The sequence below is a fragment of the Candidatus Halobonum tyrrellensis G22 genome (assembly GCF_000495475.1).
In the GTDB taxonomy this organism is placed as follows: Archaea; Halobacteriota; Halobacteria; order Halobacteriales; family Haloferacaceae; genus Halobonum; species Halobonum tyrrellense.
Genome location: NZ_ASGZ01000008.1, coordinates 85482 through 101644, shown reverse-complemented (window position 1 = coordinate 101644; position 16163 = coordinate 85482). Strand labels below are relative to the sequence as shown.

Here is a 16163-nt window from a genome sequence, read left to right as displayed (position 1 = left end):
CTACGTGCGTCAACGCTGCTCGCAACACTTGCTCGAAAACCGTCGGGAGTACGTCCTAGTACGGATTATATCCACCTAGAAATTTGACGTTGAGCTGAATATTCATACATAAATTTGTGATTCTCAACTCGTGGGTTTATGTGCCTCGCATTCAGCCCATATCGCGTGCAGACCGACACGGAACACACGGAATACGGTGAAAGGATCGACGAACGTGTAGCGGGTGGTGGTGCGGCGTGACGCCGCTCCCGCTGCAGGTCGACGTGACCGCCGTCGCGGACAGCATCAACGCGGTGTGGGTGCTGGTGGTCTCGTTCCTCATCTTCTTCATGCAGCCGGGGTTCGCGCTGCTGGAGGCGGGACAGGTCCGCGCGAAGAACGCGGGCAACGTCGTGATGAAGAACATGTGGGACTGGTCGGCGGGCGTGTTGACGTTCTTCCTGGTCGGCTCGGCGGTGTCCGCGCTCGCGGGGTACGCCACCACGCCCGGGGCGGCGTTCGACGTGGGCGCCGCGTTCTCGTACATCGGCTCGCCCGGTGCGTGGGTGGGCTGGCTGTTCGGCGCGGTGTTCGCCATGACCGCCGCGACCATCGTCTCCGGCGCGGTCGCCGAGCGGATGAAGTTCTCGGCGTACGTCGTCTACGCGGTCGTGATGGTGGCGGTCATCTACCCGGTCATCGCCGGGTTCGCGTGGGGGGGTGACGGCCTCCTCTCGTCGGCCGGCTACCTCGGACAGGCGATCGGCGCGGGCTACAAGGACTTCGCGGGCGCGACGGTGGTCCACGCGCTCGGCGGCATCGCGGGGCTGACCGCCGCCTACATGGTCGGCCCGCGGCGCGGCCGCTTCGACAGCAACGGGAACGCCCGGCCGATCCCGGGCCACAGCGTCGTCTTCGCGGTCATCGGGACGCTCATCCTCGCGTTCGGCTGGTACGCCTTCAACGTCGGCACCCAGGCGACCGTCCTCACCGGCGAGGGCGAGTTCATGGGCGCCGCGCTCGGCCGCGTCGCGCTCAACACCACACTCGCGATGGGGGTCGGCATGGTCTCCTCGACGGTCGTCACGGCCGTCTGGGAGGGGAAGCCCGACCCGCTGTTCGGCGCGAACGGCCTGCTCGCGGGCCTCGTCGCCATCACCGGCGCGTGCGCGCACGTGACGTGGTGGGGCGCGCTGATCATCGGTCTCATCGGCGGCGTCCAGACGCCGCTCGTCTACCGGTGGGTCGTCGATTCGCTCAACGTCGACGACGTCTGCGGCGTCTTCGCGGTCCACGGCTCCGCGGGCTTCATCGGCACCATCCTGATCCCGTTCTTCGACGTGGCGGGCTTCTCGGTCGCACAGCTCACGATGCAGGTGGTCGGCTCGCTCGTCATCGGCACCTGGACCGTCCTGACGACGATGGCCACGCTGTGGGTCGTCGACGCCACGATCGGTCTCCGCGTGAGCGAGGCGGAGGAGGAGCAGGGGCTCGACCAGGGCGAACACGGCCTGGCGGCGTACCCCGAGTTCACGGGTGACGACCCCGCGACGGTCGCCGACGGCGGCGAGATCAAGACGGACGGCGGCGAGGTCGAGACCGACGGCGGCGAGGACGCGGACGCCGAGATCCGCACCGACGGCGGCAGGGATATGCCGGTCCGGCCCGACGGTGGCGAGGAGATGGACGACGAACTCCGCACCGACGGCGGCGAGGACGTGGACGCACCCCCCGAGCACGACCCCGAGGAGATCAAACTCGTCATGGCGTTCGTCCGCCCGGACAAGCTTCCGGACGTCAAACGGGGACTCGCCGAGGCGGGCGCTCCCTCGATTTCGGTGACGAACGTCACCGGCCGGGGGTCACAGCCCGCGACCAAGGGGCAGTGGCGCGGCGAGGAGTACACCGTCGACCTCCACCAGAAGGTGAAAGTCGAGTGCGTGGTCGCGGACATCCCGGCGTCGCGGGTCGCCGAGTCGATCAGCGAGGCCGCCCACACCGGCGAACCCGGAGACGGCAAGGTGTTCATCCTCCCAGTCGACGACGCCTACCAGATCCGGACGGGCGAGCAGGGTCCCGAGGCGGTCTGAGGACAGTCCGGACCGACCCGGACCGTTCGACCCGTTCGACGCGACCCTTCGAACCTGTTCTCGCCGGCGTCCGACCCGTCGTCGACCGCCGAGCGGCCGCCGCGCGGGCGAACGACCGCGCTGCGGGCGCCGGCGCCCCGGGAACCCGATAGCCTTTCGGGCGCACGGTCGAAGGCGTACCCATGGACGCACACCGAGCGCCGACCCACGGCGTCGGCCCCCGCGGAGGTGCGGCCGCGTGAACCACGACCGCTCGCGCGAGTTGTACGACCGCGCGCTGTCGGTGCTCGCGGGCGGCGTCAACTCGTCGGTCCGCGCGACCCGACCGTACCCGTTCTTCGTCGAACGCGGCGACGGCGCGCACGTGGTCGACGCCGACGGCAACCGCTACGTCGACTACGCGATGGGGTACGGCCCGCTGTTGTACGGACACGACCCGCCCGAGTCGGTGCAGTCGGCCGTCCAGCGGTACGCCAGCCAGGGACCGATGTACGGCGCGCCCACGGAGGTCGAGGTGGAACACGCCGAGTTCGTCGCCCGGCACGTCCCGAGCGTCGAGATGCTCAGGTTCGTCAACAGCGGCACCGAGGCGACCGTCTCGGCGGTCCGACTGGCGCGCGGCTACACCGGCCGGGACAAGGTGGTCGTGATGCGCGGCGGCTACCACGGCGCACAGGAGTCGACGCTCGTGGAGGCGCGCGGCGACTCGACGGACACCCACCCCTCCTCGCCGGGCATCCCCGAGAGCTTCGCCGACCACACGATCGCCGTCCCGTTCAACGACGCCGAGGCGGTGACCGAGGTGTTCGCGGAACACGGCGACGACATCGCGGCGGTGCTGACCGAACCGATCCTCGGAAACACCGCCATCGTCCGCCCGGTCGACGGGTTCCACGAGACGCTGCGGGACCTGTGTGACGAGTACGGCTCGCTGTTGGTGTTCGACGAGGTGATCACCGGCTTCCGCGTCGGCGGTCTCCAGTGTGCACAGGGGAAGTTCGGCGTCACGCCCGACCTGACCACGTTCGGGAAGATAATCGGCGGCGGGTTCCCGGTGGGCGCCGTCGGCGGACGCGCCGAGATAGTCGAGCAGTTCACCCCGTCGGGCGACGTGTTCCAGTCGGGCACCTTCTCGGGGCACCCGGTGACGATGGCGGCGGGCCACGAGTACCTGACGTACGCCGCCGAGAACGACGTGTACGACCACGTGAACCGCCTCGGCGAGAAGCTCCGGTCGGGGATCACCGACATCGTCGAGGAGCAGGCGCCCGAGTACACCGTCGTCGGGACCGACTCGATGTTCAAGACGGTGTTCACCCGCGAGGCGCCCGAGACGTTCGAGGACCACTGCGAGGCGGGCTGTGAGCAGCGCGAGTCGTGTCCGCGGTACGACCACTGCCCCAAGACCGGCGCGGACGTCGGCGCCGCCGACACCGAACGCTGGGAGCGGGTGTTCTGGCAGGAGATGAAGGAGCGAGGGGTCTTCCTCACCGCCAACCAGTTCGAGGCGCAGTTCGTCTCGTACGCCCACACCGACGAGGACGTCGAGAAGACGCTCGAAGCGTACAAGGAGACGCTGTAGCGGCCGTCTTCGCCCGACCGCCCGCCGCGTCTCGGATCACCCCGCCGCGGGGGTCCGAGAGCGGCACGGCGGTCCCGCGCGACGGGTCGACGCCGCGGTCGACGAACGGGTCGCCGGGACCGACTCCACGCGGGCGAGGACGCGAGGACCGACTCCACGCGGGCGAGGACCCGATAGTTCCACCGCCGGCCGCGCTACCGCCCCAGCGCGCGGCGCACCCGCGCGAGGAAGCCGTCCGAGCGGCGGTCGGGCACGTCGTCCCACGGCGTGAACGCCGCGACCACGTCCGCCTCGCGGCTGGCGACCGCCTCCTCGTCGTCGGGCGCGACGACGCCGAGGTTGACCTCGTAGTGGCCGTAGTAGCCGAACGCCAGCAACTGGCGCTCGCGGAAGCCGAGGACGAACTCGCGGACCGCCTCGGGTATCGTGGGCGCGACGAGGACGAACGAGAGGTCGGTGCCGTAGTGCTCCTCGTCGGGGGTGATCCGCTCGTCGGCGAGTTCGTGGCCGAGTTCGACCAGGCGTTCGAGATCCGCGACCGTCACGCCGTCGACGCGGCGGGCGAACAGGTACTCGTCGGCGTGGTGGTTCGCGTAGGTGAGCGACTCGTGGAGGAACTGTTTCCGGGAGTCGACGCGCATCTCGCCGGTCAGGTCGAACCGTTCACCGCCGACCGTCTCGTCGCGCGCGAGGTCGTAGTTGAACAGCAGGCGGTCGCTCGCGCGGTCGAGGAACTCGTCGTCCCACGTCGGCACGTCGGCCGGGCGCTCGGGGCGGTCCCGGCCGCCGACCGGGTCGGGGCGCTCGGGGTCGCCCGCCGTCTCGGTCGCGTCGTCCGCCATCTCACCCCTCCGCGTCCGACTCCGCGTCGGGGTCGTACGGGTTGGCGTCGTCGGCGACCGGCGGCGCCCCCACCGCGAGGACGGTGACGGGGTCGTCGGCCTCGGCGGGGTTGTGCGCGCGCTGGGGACTGCCGGGGTCGACCGCGAACAGCGACCCCTCGGACACCTCGTACGTCCGGTCGGGCGTCTCGACGGCGAGCGTCCCGGCGACGACGTAGAACAGTTCCTCCTGTTCGTCGTGGTAGTGGTACGCCAGCGGTATCTCCTCGCCCGGCCGGGCGCGGAACCGGTTGACCGCCATCCGCTCCAGGCCGGCGGCCTCGCCAACACGCCGGAGTTCACACGGCCGGTCCGGCGCCGGGTCGACGTCCGCGGGGTCCACGACGCGGTATCCCATACCCCGGAGTACCGCACGGACACCAAAAGCCCGTCGCACCCGCGGGCCGAGGACTTATCGGGGTCGTCCCCCACCCGCGTGACGTGTCGAACGACTGGAGCGCCGACCGGGAGGCGTGCGGCCGGTGTGCCATGACGACGGTCGTGGACGCCACCGCCGACGACGGTGACGGCGACGCGCGCACCGACCGCCAGGGGGGCCGGGACCCGTTCGCGGACGGCCGCATCGAGGTGTCCGACCGCGAGGCGCGGCGGGTGTCGCCGGCCGCGTGGCTCGCGGGCGCGCGGTCGTGGCTCGACGCCGTCGCCGACCGCCTCACCTACGGCCGCCGCTGACCCCGACGGGAACGCGGGCGGCAACTCGGCGGTCGGCGACCGTCGACCCGGCCGTGCGGGGAGCTACCTCGCCGCAGTCGATCGGTTTTCGGCTCCAGTATTCACCGAGCGATAACGGCAGAGACGTTTATGCGTCTCCGCCGTGTAGACGCGCCCAACGAATGGAGGAGAGCATCTCCGGGTTCAGGGTTCGCGGAGAGTGGGACGCCGTCGTGGAACACGGCGAACGCATCACACGAGCGCTCCGGGAGGTCGGGGGAGAGGAACGGGCACCCGCGGCGTTCGCGGCGTGGAACGAGTGGCGGCCGAAGGTCCACGAGCGACTCTCGAAGGACGTCAACGAGAAGACGGCGGACCAAGCGAGCGTCGGCGAGGGTGAGGGCGAGCGCGCGGGCAAGACCCCCGAGGACGACCTCCAGACCGCCGGCGAGAAGCTCTCGGAGTCGTACGAGCAGGTCGACGAGGGCGACAACGAGGGCGCGCTCGACGCGTGGCGCGACTCGATCGGTCACGTCGCCCGCGCGGCCGACTCGGCGGGCCGGAAGGCCGTCCGGAAGGTCGAAGGCACCGTCTACCGGAACGTGATGACCCAGCTCGCGCCGTACTACTTCGACAACGAACTCGTCTCCGCGAACATCCAGCGGACCAACCGCGACGCCGACGACGGCGAGCCGCGGTTCGTCTTCGAGGTGAACGTCAACGACGACGACCTCAAGTCGCAGGTGTCCGACCGCCTCGCGGAGTACGAGGACAGCGTCGACCGCTGGCACGTCGACACGGAGAAACAGGTCGAGACGGCGGAGGCCGCCGAGGGCGTCGAGCCGCCGCCGGAGACGGTCGAACACGCCGACGACGGTAGTTCGAAGTGGACGACGAACTGACGGCCGCGACCTACCCCTCCGCCACCGGCTCCTTCAACTCGACGCGGTAGCCGAACGGGTCGCGGACGTACACCGCGTCCGCCTCGCCGGTCGCGCCGAGCGGGCCGTCCAGTTCCCGTTCGATATCGATCCCCGCCTCGGCGAGCCGCGCCCGCACCGTCTCGATATCCTCCTCTACGACCAGCGCGACGTGGTGGTAGTCGGTGCCGTCGGGTTCGACGAACCCGTCGGTCGGTCGGAGGTGTAACACGTGCTCGGACGAGAGCCGGACGTCGAAGAACGGCTTGTCGCCCGACTCGAATCGGTCGACGTTGTCGAGCGAGAGGCCGAGCCCGTCGACGTAGAAGCGCCGGGCCGCCTCGATGCCGTCGTCGGGGATGGCGAGGTTGAGGTGGTCTATCGAGCGGACGTTCACAGTCGGGGTACGGCCCGGTCGACAAGAAACATAACGTCCCCGGCCCATGGGGGTACATGGAACCGCTCCGCGTCGACGCCGGGGAGTTGACCGCAGACGAGTTACTCGCCGCGCTCCGGGAGGGGCGGCGGATCGTCGTCACGACGGACCTGTTCGGGAGCCGGCGCGACATGACCCTGCGTCACGACGGGGAGACGTTCTACTGTGACACGCCGACCCGCCTCCACAAGCACGCCGACGAGGCCGAGATGCGCGCGTGCATCGAGCGGATGGGGTACGTCCGCGCCGAGACGGGCGGGAGCGAACCCGACGCCGGGTCGGAGTCGGCGTAGCGCGCCCGCCGCCGGTGGGACCCCGAGCGGCCGCCGACACCGGCGGGATTTATCGTCGCCTCGGCCCACGTACGTAACGACATGAGCGACCCCCCCGAGATGGAGGACCTCATCGACACCGACGACCCCAGTTTTCAGCACGTGATGGCGTGCGTCTTCGGCATCCAGAAACACGAGAGCCGGACGTACCTCCGTCTCCTCGAGAACCCCGGCAGCACCGTCGAGGAGTTGGCGGGCGTCCTCGACCGGGACCGCTCGAACGTCAACCGCTCGCTCACCACCCTCCTCGACAAGGGACTCGCCGAACGGGAGCGCCGGCTGCTCGACCCCGGCGGCTACGTCTACCAGTACACCGCGACGCCGCTGCCGCAGGCGAAGGAGATGCTCCACGCCGCACTCGACGAGTGGGTGGAGACGGTCCACGGCCGCATCGACGAGTTCGGCGACGACGAACCCGACGCGGAGCCGTAACCCGACGCGGAGTCGTACCCCGACGCGGAGTCGTACCCCCACACGGAGTCGTACCCCCGCGCCCCCCGCGCGACACGGGAGCGGGGAGCCGGGGCGCCCGTCCGCTCACTCGCTCCGCTCGGCGCTGTTGGTGTACCCCGGCGGCGGCGGGAGTTCGACCACCTCGGTCTCCTCGCGGTCGTGCGGTATCGTCGCCGCCATCTCCATCTTGACCGCGTGGTCGCCGCCGACCACGTCGCTCACGCCGACCATCACCGTCGCCGGCAGGTCGGGCGGCGCGAACCGCTCGCGGCACGCCTCGCCGATCTCGAACTCCGCCTCGGGCAGTAGGTCCTCGCGGACGTAGTGGCGGATCACCGTCACGTCGTCGAGGCTCCCGCCGCAGTACTCGTCGAGGAGGCGGTCGGCGAACGACAGCGCGCGGTCCGCCTGCTCGCGCGGCGTCTCGCCGGGCGCGACGAACCCGTCCAACTGGACCCGGTCGTGGTCGGCGTGCCGCGTCCGGACCGCGGTGGCCGCCACCGCGTCGTCGCCGCGGTTCTCGCGTCTGAACACCGTCTTCTCCATGCGGGTGCGTCCGACCGGCGGGGCGTAAACCCCCCGCCGGGCCGCGGCCGCCGGTCGGGGTCGGTCGCCGTCCGCGACCCGCGACTCCCCGACCGGCACTTCCCGCCACGAACCGCCGACTTTTACCCCCCGCGTCCGACCCTCCCGGCATGAGTCTCGCGCTCGACGCGTCCCCGCAGTCGGCCCCGGCGGACGCCGACGACGGCGTCTGGCTGGAGTGTATCGCATGCGGCGCGACGTTCGCGCCGTTCGACGACGTGCGCTACACCTGTGACGACTGCGACGGCTTGCTGGAGGTCCGCTATGCGGACCCGCCCGGGTGGAACGAGTTCGACGGCGAGGGCGTCTGGCGGTACAGCGCCGCCCTGCCGTTCGAGGAGGACGAGGCGCGAAGCGCCTCCGACGACGGCGACGCCGCCGGAGCGTGGTTCTCACTGCCCGAGGGACACACGCCGCTCCACGAGGTGCCCCGGCTCCGCGAGGGGACGGGCGTGAACCGCCTGCGCGTCAAACACGAGGGGATGAACCCCACCGGCTCGTTCAAGGACCGCGGGATGACCGTCGGCGTCCGCGTGGCCCGCAAACTCGGCGTCGACCGACTCGCGTGCGCGTCGACCGGCAACACCTCGGCGGCGCTCGCGGCGTACGGCGCGCGCGCGGGCATGGAGACGCTCGTCCTCCTGCCCGCGGGGAAGGTGGCCGCGGGGAAGGTGGCGCAGGCGAGCCTCCACGACGCCCGGATCCTCGAAGTGGACGGCAACTTCGACGACTGTCTCGACATCGTCCAGGAACTCGCCGCCCGCGAGGAGGCGTACCTGCTCAACTCGCTCAACCCGTTCCGGCTGGAGGGGCAGAAGACGATCGGCTTCGAGATACTCGAACGCTTCCACGCCGACTACGGCACGTACCCCGACCGGATCGTCCTCCCCGTCGGCAACGCGGGCAACACCGCGGCGCTGTTCAAGGCGTTCCGCGAACTCGTCGCGGCCGGCGCGCTGGCCGTCGACGAGGTGCCGAAGCTCACGGGCGTACAGGCCGCGGGCGCCGCGCCGTTCGTCGAGGCGATAGCCGACGGCGCCGACGAGGTGCGCCGGTGGCCCGACGTGGAGACGCGCGCGACCGCGATCCGGATCGGCAACCCGGTCAACGCGCCGAAGGCGCTCCCGGGGGTTCGGGAGACGGGCGGCACCGCCGTCGCCGTCGAGGACGACGAGATAGTCGACGCCCAGCGGGCGCTCGCGAGCGAGGGTATCGGCGTCGAACCCGCCTCCGCCGCGTCGCTCGCGGGGCTGCGCCGTCTCCGCGACGACGGCGTCGTCGGCGCCGACGAGGACGTGGTCTGTCTCACCACCGGCCACCTGCTGAAGGACCCCGACGCCGCGTTCGCCGCGGGCGACGACCCCGAACCCGTCGCGAACAGCGTCGACGCGGTGCTCGACCTGCTGGGCTGAGTCCGCGGGGCGGCCCGCCGGCACCGCCGGCGCGGCGGCCGACCGACAGCCCGCTCCCCACCCCGCTCAGCGGCGTCCGTCACTCGTCCGTCCGACGAGGGCTTTTGAGGCTCGGCGTGGTAGTAACTCTCATGGATTCGGAGGCGGGCGACGATCCCGACGGCGGGCCGGGCGGAACCGGACGCGACGCGGCCCCCGAGGTCGAGCGCTCGGACGGCCCGGAGATCGAGCGGCTGCGCCGGGAGAATCGGCGGCTGAAGGCGCGGCTGGACGAGGAACGACAGCGGCGGGCGGACCTGATCGACCGGTACGAGGCGCTGTTGCCCGACGGGAGCGACACGGACGGCGACGGCCGGGTGAGCGGCGATCGGGGGGCGGTCGCCGCTCGGACCGAACGGGGCGACGGGGACGGCGACGACGCCGACGGCCGGGCCGCGAACGCGGTCCGCGACGCGCTCTTACGCGGGGTCGCGTGGGGCCGGCGACGGGTGCGGGCGCTCCGCTCGCGGCGGTAGCGCGGTCCCGGTTCGGGCCGGACGAACGACGGAGCGCGGTCGAGCGGGACCGGCGACCGACTCCCGGCGCTCCGTTCGCCGGGTCAGTCGGCGGTCGAGTCGGCGTCCGCCTCGTCGAGCGTGATCCGGGTGGCCTCGATGACCCGCTCGTCGGAGAGCAGTTTCTCGAGCGTCTCGTCGGGCACGTCCTCGTCGAGGTTGTACACCGTCAGCGCCTCACCGCCGAACGTCTCGCGGGCGTTGAACATGCCCGCGATGTTGACGTTCGCCTCGCCGAGCGTCGTCCCGACCAGCCCGATCACGCCGGGTTCGTCGCGGTTGCGCGCGACCAGCATGTGGCCGTACGGCACCGCGTCGACGCGGTAGCCGTCGATCCGGACGATCCGGGGGTCGTCGCCCGCGAACAGCGTGCCGCAGACCGACATCGACGTGTCGTCGTTGGTGACCGTGACCGTGACGAGACTCTGGAAGTCGTCGGTCTGGCGGGTCTTGCTCTCGGTCACCTCGATGCCCCGGTCCTCGGCGAGTTGGGGGGCGTTGACCGCGTTCACCTCGAACTCCAGCGGCGAGAACACGCCCTTGAGCGCGCTCGCGGTGACGAGGTCGACCTCCTCGGCCGCGATGTCGCCCTCGTAGTGGACCTCGACCGACGAGATGCGCGACCCGAGTAGCTGGGCCGCGATCTTGCCCGCGGTCTCGGCGACGTCGAGGTACGGCTCGATCCGGGGGAACGCCGACTCGTCGACCGACGGCGCGTTGAGCGCGTTCATCACGGGCTCGTCGTCGAACGACGCGAGGATCTGCCGGGCGGTGTCGAGCGCGACGTTCTCCTGTGCGGCCTCGGTGCTCGCGCCGAGGTGCGGCGTCAACACGACGTCGTCGACGTCGAGCAGCGGCGAGTCCTCCGGCAGCGGCTCCTCGGCGAACACGTCGAGGGCGGCGCCGCGGACCGGGCCGTTCTCCACCGCCTCGGCGAGGGCGGCCTCGTCGACGATGCCGCCGCGCGCGCAGTTGACGAGGTAGCCGTCGCCGAGCGCCTCCAACTCCGCCTCGCCGATCATCCCCTCCGTCTCGGGCAGAAGCGGCGTGTGGACGGTGGCGAAGTCGGCGCGTTCGAGACAGTCGTCGAGGTCGTCGACCAACTCGGCGCCGAACTGCGCGGCGCGCTCCTCGTTGATGTAGGGGTCGAACACGACCAGGTCCATCCCGAGCGAGTCGAGGCGTTTGGCGACCTCCTGCCCGACGCGGCCCAGTCCGACGATGCCGAGCGTCTTGTTGTTCACCTCGCGGCCGAGGTAGTCGCCCTTGGCCCACTCGCCGTCCTTCAGCCGGCCGTGCGACTGCGGGATCGAGCGGGCGACCGCGAACGCCATCGCGACGGTGTGTTCGGCGGCCGCGCGGACGTTCCCTTCGGGCGCGTTCGCCACCACGACCCCGTGTTCGGTCGCGGCGTCGATGTCGATGTTGTCGACGCCGATGCCGGCACGCCCCACGATCTGGAGGTGCGGCGCCGCCTCGAACACCTCGGCGGTCACGTCCGTCCCCGAGCGAACGACCAGCGCGTTCGCGTCCGCGACGGCGTCCAACAGCGCCTCCCCCTCGAGGTCGAAGCCGGTCACGACCTCGTGACCCGCATCGCGTAAGAGGTCCAGCCCGGCCTCCGAGACCGGGTCGGTCACCAGTACCTTCATGCTCGCCCGAATTCCCGGCGCGGGGGTAAGCCTTTCCTCGGCGGCCGTACCTGCCCGGCCCGGTCGCCGCGGATGTCCACGAACGCGGATCGCCAACCCCTCCGTTTCGGGTGGAGTATGCGGACAGGTGCTATGGGAAGGGGAGTCGTACGGAGCGTGTCGCGGTCCCGATCGGACGGTCGGACGAGCGGTCGGACGGCCGAACGAGCGGGCGGGCAGTTGAACGGTCGGTCCGGCGGCCGGACGGCGGGGGCGGCGCGAGCGGGTGGGGCGACGCGAGCGCGGGGCGGACACCGCCTGGTTTCAAGCCCGCGCCGGTCCGAGCGGGGGTATGGCGAAACTGGTCGCGTTCGACTTCGACGGGACGCTCTCTGACTCGGAGATGACGGTGCTTCTGGGCGAACGCGAGGGCGTCGCGGGCGAGATGGCGACGATCACCGGGAAGGCGATGAACGACGAGATCAGCTACGCGGAGAGCCTGCGCGAGCGGGCGAAACTCCTCAAGGGGTTGGAGGAGGAGGAGGCCGCCGAGGCGTACGGCGAGGTGGAACTCAGGCCGGACGCGGCCGACGTGATCCGACGGCTCCGGGAGGCGGGTCACTACGTCGCCATCCTCACCGGCGGGTTCGACCGCGGCGTGGCGGCGGCGCTCGACGCCGAGGGGGCCGAGGTGGACGAGATAGTGGCGAACCGCCTGCCCGTCCGCGGCGGTCGGCTCACCGGCGAGGTGGAGGGACCGCTGATCGAGGGGACGAAGGACCGGGAACTGGAGCGGTTGGCCGACGAGCAGGGGGTGGCGATGAACCGGACCGTCGCCGTCGGCGACGGCGCGAACGACCTCCCGATGCTCGAAGTGGCGGGGCTGGCCGTCGGGTTCGAGCCGAAGCCCGCGGTCGCGCCGTCGTGTGACGTGAGCGTCGCGTCGATGGCCGAACTCGCCGACCTGTTCGAAGACGAGGGGCTGGTCGACGACGAGATCGACCGGATCGACTGAGCCGCCGAAAACGGGGGAGCGGAACCGGAACGCGACCCCGCTCCGCGTTCCGACCGGACCGGGCTCAGTCGTTCAGCCGCGACTCGGCGGCGTCGACCCCCGCATCCACGTCGGCGTCGACGCCCGCGTCGCCGAGCGCCTCGCCCACCACGCGGACGCCGCGGACGACGCTCGCGTCGGGGAGCGACCCCATGTTCGACACGCGGAAGATGTCGCCGCCGAGGTGGGCCTGCCCGCCCGAGATGGAGACGTTCCGCTCGGCGACCGCGTCGAAGAAGTCGTCGGCGTCGCCGCGGATGGCGTCGGGCAGCGCGATGGCGGTCACCGTGTTCGACAGTTCCGTCTCGCCGGTCGGCTCGGGGAACCGGTCGAGTCCGAGCGCCGCGAACCCTTCGCGGAACGCCGCCGACTGCCGGCGGTGGCGGTCGATGCGGGCGGGCATCCCCTCCGCCTCGATGGCCTCGACCGCGGTGGCGAGCGCGCGGAACAGCGGCACCGCCGAGGTGAACGGCGTCTGGTGGCTCTCGGCCTTCCGGAGGTGCCAGTCGAGGTCCTCGTAGAACGGCGCCGACTCGCCGTCGAGCGCCGCCTCGACCCCGTCGGTGACGTACATCGCCGAGACGCCGGGCGGCGCTTCGAGCGCCTTCTGGGCGTCCGTGAGCGCGATATCCACGTTCCAGTCGTCGACGCGGAACTCGTCGCCGCCGATGCTCGTCACGCCGTCGACGACGAACCGGGCGTCGTGGTCGGCCGCGAGTTCGCCCACCGCCTCGACGGGGTTGAGCAGGCCCGTCGACGTCTCGTTTTGGACCATCGTCACCACGGCGGTGTCGTCCGATATCGCCGCGGCGGCGTCGTCGACGTCGACCGAGTCGCCCCAGTCGGCTTCCACGCGGGTGACGCTCCCCGCGTGGCGGTCGGCGATCCGCGCGAACCGGCGGCCGAACTTCCCGTTGACCAGCGACACCACCTCGTCGTCGTCGCCCGCGAGGTTGGCGACGGCCGCCTCCATCCCCATCGTCGCGGTGCCGTTGAGCACGAGCGACGTGCCGCCCGCCGACGTCGAACTCCCGTCGGGGGTGGAGTGTTCGAACACGTAGTCGAGTCCGTCCTGTGCGCGCTCGTACACCGCCTCGAAGTCGGCCGAGCGGTGTGACACCATCGGCTCCGCCATCGACTCCAGAACGTCCTCGCGGACGGGGACCGGACCCGGGTTGAGGAGCAGGAACTCCTCGTCCTCGTCGTGCATACCCGCGGTTTCCGGGGCGCCGGGGATAAGCCTCGCGGGGCGTGCAAGCATCGCCACTTCGGTGCGTTCGACCCGGGGGCGGGGAGGAAAGGGGAGGGGGCGGGCCAACCCGGTCCGTCCGGAGCGCGCCGGAGCGACCGTCTCGGGCGGCGTCGGCGGTCGCCGTCGATGGATTCACGCGCGGGCGACCCCAAGCGCGGGTGCATGAGTCACCTCGAGGAGCACGCCGAGGTCGACCCCGCCGACCTCCGCTTCGCCGACCCGGACAACCCCTACCTCGTCGACCCGGACGCCGACTTCGAGCCGACGGACGCGCTCTCGCCCGCGGCGGCCGCCGACCAGGCCGCGCTGTTGCGCGACGCGGTGCGCGAACACGACTACCGCTACTACACCCGCGCGGACCCGCTGGTCGCCGACCGGACGTACGACGCGCTGTTCGCGCGGCTGGAGGACCTCGAAGCCGCGTTCGACCTCGACACCGCGGGGTCGCCCACCCAGGCGGTGGGCGGCGAGACGCTCGACGAACTCGGGTCGGTCGAGCACGTCCGGCCGATGCGCTCCATCGACCAGAGCGGCGAGGCCGACGACGTGAGGGAGTTCGACGAACGGGTCCGGCGGGAGGTGGGGGACGTCGAGTACGTCTGCGAGCCGAAGTTCGACGGACTGTCGGTCGAAGTCGTCTACGAGGACGGCCGGTACGTCCGGGCGTCGACCCGCGGCGACGGCGAGACGGGCGACGACGTGACCGCGCAGGTCCGGACGATACGCTCGATACCCGAGCGGTTGAGCGGCGAGTATCCGGACTTTCTCGCGGTCCGCGGCGAGGTGTTCATCCCCCGGGACGCGTTCCAGCGGCACAACCGCGAGCGGGTCGAGGCGGGCGAGGAGCCGTTCGCCAACCCGCGGAACGCCGCCGCGGGCACCCTCCGCCAACTGGACGTCGACGCGGTCGCCGAGCGGCCGCTCGACTGCTTCTTCTACGACGTGCTCGGGTGGGAGGCCGACGGCGACGGTCCCGCCGAACCCGACAGCCAGTGGGCGGAGCTGTCGACGCTCGACGCGCTGGGGCTCCACACCGACAGTCGGGCGGAACTCGTCGGCGACGTCGAGGCGGCCGTCGACTACCGCGACGACCTCATGGCCGAGCGCGAGCGCTTGAACTACGAGATAGACGGCGTCGTGATCAAGGTGAACGACCGCGCGGCGTGCGAGGAACTCGGGGCGACCGCGCGGTCGTACCGGTGGGCGTTCGCCTACAAGTTCCCCGCGCGCTCGGAGGTGACGACCGTCGAGGACGTCGTCGTCCAGGTGGGGCGGACGGGCCGGCTGACGCCCGTGGCGCTGCTCGACCCCGTGGACGTGGGCGGCGTCACCGTCTCGCGGGCGACGCTGCACAACCCCGACGAGATAGCCGCGCTGGGGGTGAACGTCGGCGACCGCGTCCGGGTGAAACGCGCGGGCGACGTCATCCCGCAGGTCGACGAGGTGGTGGAGTCGCGGAGCGACGAACCGTTCGCGTTCCCCGAGACGTGCCCGGTCTGCGGGAGCGACGTCGAACGCGACGGCCCGGTCGCGTTCTGTACGGGCGGGCTGACCTGCGAGGCACAGGCCGAGCGGGCGGTCGTCCACTACGCGAGCCGGGGCGGACTCGACATCGAGGGGCTCGGCGCCGAGCGCGTCGAGCAGTTGCGCGAGGCGGGCCTGGTCGAGCGCCTGCCCGACCTCTACCGCCTGCCCGGGCGACGCGACGAACTGGCCGACCTGGAGGGGTGGGGCGAGACCAGCGCCGGCAACCTGATCGACGAGATAGAGGCGGCGCGCGAGCCGCCGCTTCCGGCGTTCCTCGCGGCGCTCGGGATACCGAAGGTGGGCGGCTCGACGGCGCGGAACCTCGCCCGCCGGTTCGGCTCGTTCGAGGCGGTCAGGAGCGCCGGCGAGGCGGAGTTGCGGGAGGTCGACGACGTGGGGCCGACGGTCGCCGAGACGGTCCGCGAGTTCTTCGACGACGAGGGGAACGCGGCCGTCCTCGACGACCTGCTGGCGCACGTCGCGCCCGAGGAGACCGAACCCCGGGCCGGCGACGACGCGCCGCTCGACGGGCTGACGGTCGTGTTCACCGGGTCGCTGTCGGTCCCGCGGGGCGACGCCGAGGACCTGGTCCGGCGGCTGGGCGGCGACGCGACCGGGTCGGTGTCGGGCAACACCGACTACCTCGTGGTCGGCGACGACCCCGGCGCGAGCAAGCGCTCGGACGCCGACGACGAGGGCGTGCCCGAACTGAACGAGGACGAGTTCGCCGACCTGCTCGCCGAACGCGGCGTCTCGTGGCCGCCCGACCAGGAAGAGGAAGAGGAAGAGGAGGAGTAGCCGGT

General features: G+C 71.5%; 16 protein-coding genes. 10 read left to right on the top strand and 6 right to left on the bottom strand.

What is annotated here, in order from left to right:
• The first annotated feature begins 236 nt into the window (after nt 1–236).
• On the top strand, nt 237–2069 hold the full coding sequence (locus tag K933_RS03490; protein WP_023393305.1) for an ammonium transporter: 1833 nt from the start codon (nt 237–239) through the stop codon (nt 2067–2069).
• 238 nt (nt 2070–2307) lie between these two features.
• Nucleotides 2308–3651: a glutamate-1-semialdehyde 2,1-aminomutase gene (hemL, locus tag K933_RS03485; protein WP_023393304.1), complete on the top strand. Its 1344-nt coding sequence runs from the start codon at nt 2308–2310 to the stop codon at nt 3649–3651.
• Nucleotides 3652–3845: 194 nt separating this feature from the next.
• Here the strand turns inward: hemL and K933_RS03480 are convergent, their stop codons facing one another.
• Both K933_RS03480 and K933_RS03475 read right to left on the bottom strand, forming a co-directional pair.
• Nucleotides 3846–4493 (bottom strand): hypothetical protein, encoded by a 648-nt coding sequence (locus K933_RS03480; protein WP_023393303.1) that lies wholly within the window; start codon nt 4491–4493, stop codon nt 3846–3848.
• Nucleotide 4494: 1 nt separating this feature from the next.
• Nucleotides 4495–4890: a cupin domain-containing protein gene (locus tag K933_RS03475; protein WP_023393302.1), complete on the bottom strand. Its 396-nt coding sequence runs from the start codon at nt 4888–4890 to the stop codon at nt 4495–4497.
• A gap of 83 nt (nt 4891–4973) precedes the next feature.
• Between K933_RS03475 and K933_RS03470 the strand changes: the two genes are divergently transcribed.
• Nucleotides 4974–5225 (top strand): hypothetical protein, encoded by a 252-nt coding sequence (locus tag K933_RS03470; RefSeq protein ID WP_023393301.1) that lies wholly within the window; start codon nt 4974–4976, stop codon nt 5223–5225.
• Nucleotides 5226–5386: 161 nt separating this feature from the next.
• On the top strand, nt 5387–6106 hold the full coding sequence (locus K933_RS03465) for a DUF5828 family protein (RefSeq protein WP_023393300.1): 720 nt from the start codon (nt 5387–5389) through the stop codon (nt 6104–6106).
• A gap of 10 nt (nt 6107–6116) precedes the next feature.
• On the opposite strand, the gene K933_RS03460 is transcribed toward K933_RS03465, so the two are convergent.
• Nucleotides 6117–6521 carry a VOC family protein gene (locus K933_RS03460; RefSeq protein ID WP_023393299.1) on the bottom strand — a complete coding sequence of 135 codons (405 nt, stop codon included), beginning with the start codon at nt 6519–6521 and terminating at the stop codon, nt 6117–6119.
• 56 nt (nt 6522–6577) lie between these two features.
• Here K933_RS03460 and K933_RS03455 point away from each other — a divergent pair, with 56 nt between their 5' ends.
• A complete protein-coding gene (locus K933_RS03455; RefSeq protein WP_023393298.1) occupies nt 6578–6853 on the top strand; it encodes a hypothetical protein in 276 nt (91 codons plus the stop codon).
• A gap of 81 nt (nt 6854–6934) precedes the next feature.
• Nucleotides 6935–7324 (top strand): helix-turn-helix domain-containing protein, encoded by a 390-nt coding sequence (locus tag K933_RS03450; RefSeq protein ID WP_023393297.1) that lies wholly within the window; start codon nt 6935–6937, stop codon nt 7322–7324.
• Nucleotides 7325–7429: 105 nt separating this feature from the next.
• On the opposite strand, the gene K933_RS03445 is transcribed toward K933_RS03450, so the two are convergent.
• On the bottom strand, nt 7430–7891 hold the full coding sequence (locus K933_RS03445) for a hypothetical protein (RefSeq protein ID WP_023393296.1): 462 nt from the start codon (nt 7889–7891) through the stop codon (nt 7430–7432).
• A 149-nt stretch (nt 7892–8040) separates the two neighbouring features.
• On the opposite strand from K933_RS03445, the gene thrC reads away from it, so the two are divergent.
• Together thrC and K933_RS03435 are read left to right on the top strand one after the other, a co-directional pair.
• Nucleotides 8041–9342: a threonine synthase gene (gene thrC, locus K933_RS03440; RefSeq protein ID WP_023393295.1), complete on the top strand. Its 1302-nt coding sequence runs from the start codon at nt 8041–8043 to the stop codon at nt 9340–9342.
• A gap of 131 nt (nt 9343–9473) precedes the next feature.
• Nucleotides 9474–9857, top strand: a complete 384-nt coding sequence (locus K933_RS03435) for a hypothetical protein (RefSeq protein ID WP_023393294.1) — start codon at nt 9474–9476, stop codon at nt 9855–9857.
• Nucleotides 9858–9940: 83 nt separating this feature from the next.
• On the opposite strand, the gene serA is transcribed toward K933_RS03435, so the two are convergent.
• Nucleotides 9941–11548, bottom strand: coding sequence for a phosphoglycerate dehydrogenase (gene serA, locus K933_RS03430; protein ID WP_023393293.1), 1608 nt, complete (start codon nt 11546–11548; stop codon nt 9941–9943).
• A 331-nt stretch (nt 11549–11879) separates the two neighbouring features.
• Here serA and serB point away from each other — a divergent pair, with 331 nt between their 5' ends.
• On the top strand, nt 11880–12542 hold the full coding sequence (gene serB, locus K933_RS03425) for a phosphoserine phosphatase SerB (protein WP_023393292.1): 663 nt from the start codon (nt 11880–11882) through the stop codon (nt 12540–12542).
• A 64-nt stretch (nt 12543–12606) separates the two neighbouring features.
• Here serB and K933_RS03420 read toward each other — a convergent pair whose 3' ends face one another.
• Nucleotides 12607–13791, bottom strand: coding sequence for a pyridoxal-phosphate-dependent aminotransferase family protein (locus K933_RS03420; RefSeq protein ID WP_023393291.1), 1185 nt, complete (start codon nt 13789–13791; stop codon nt 12607–12609).
• A gap of 204 nt (nt 13792–13995) precedes the next feature.
• Between K933_RS03420 and ligA the strand changes: the two genes are divergently transcribed.
• The gene (gene ligA / locus K933_RS03415; protein ID WP_023393290.1) at nt 13996–16158 is read left to right on the top strand and encodes an NAD-dependent DNA ligase LigA; all 2163 of its coding nucleotides are present in this window, start codon (nt 13996–13998) and stop codon (nt 16156–16158) included.
• The last annotated feature ends 5 nt before the right edge of the window (nt 16159–16163 follow it).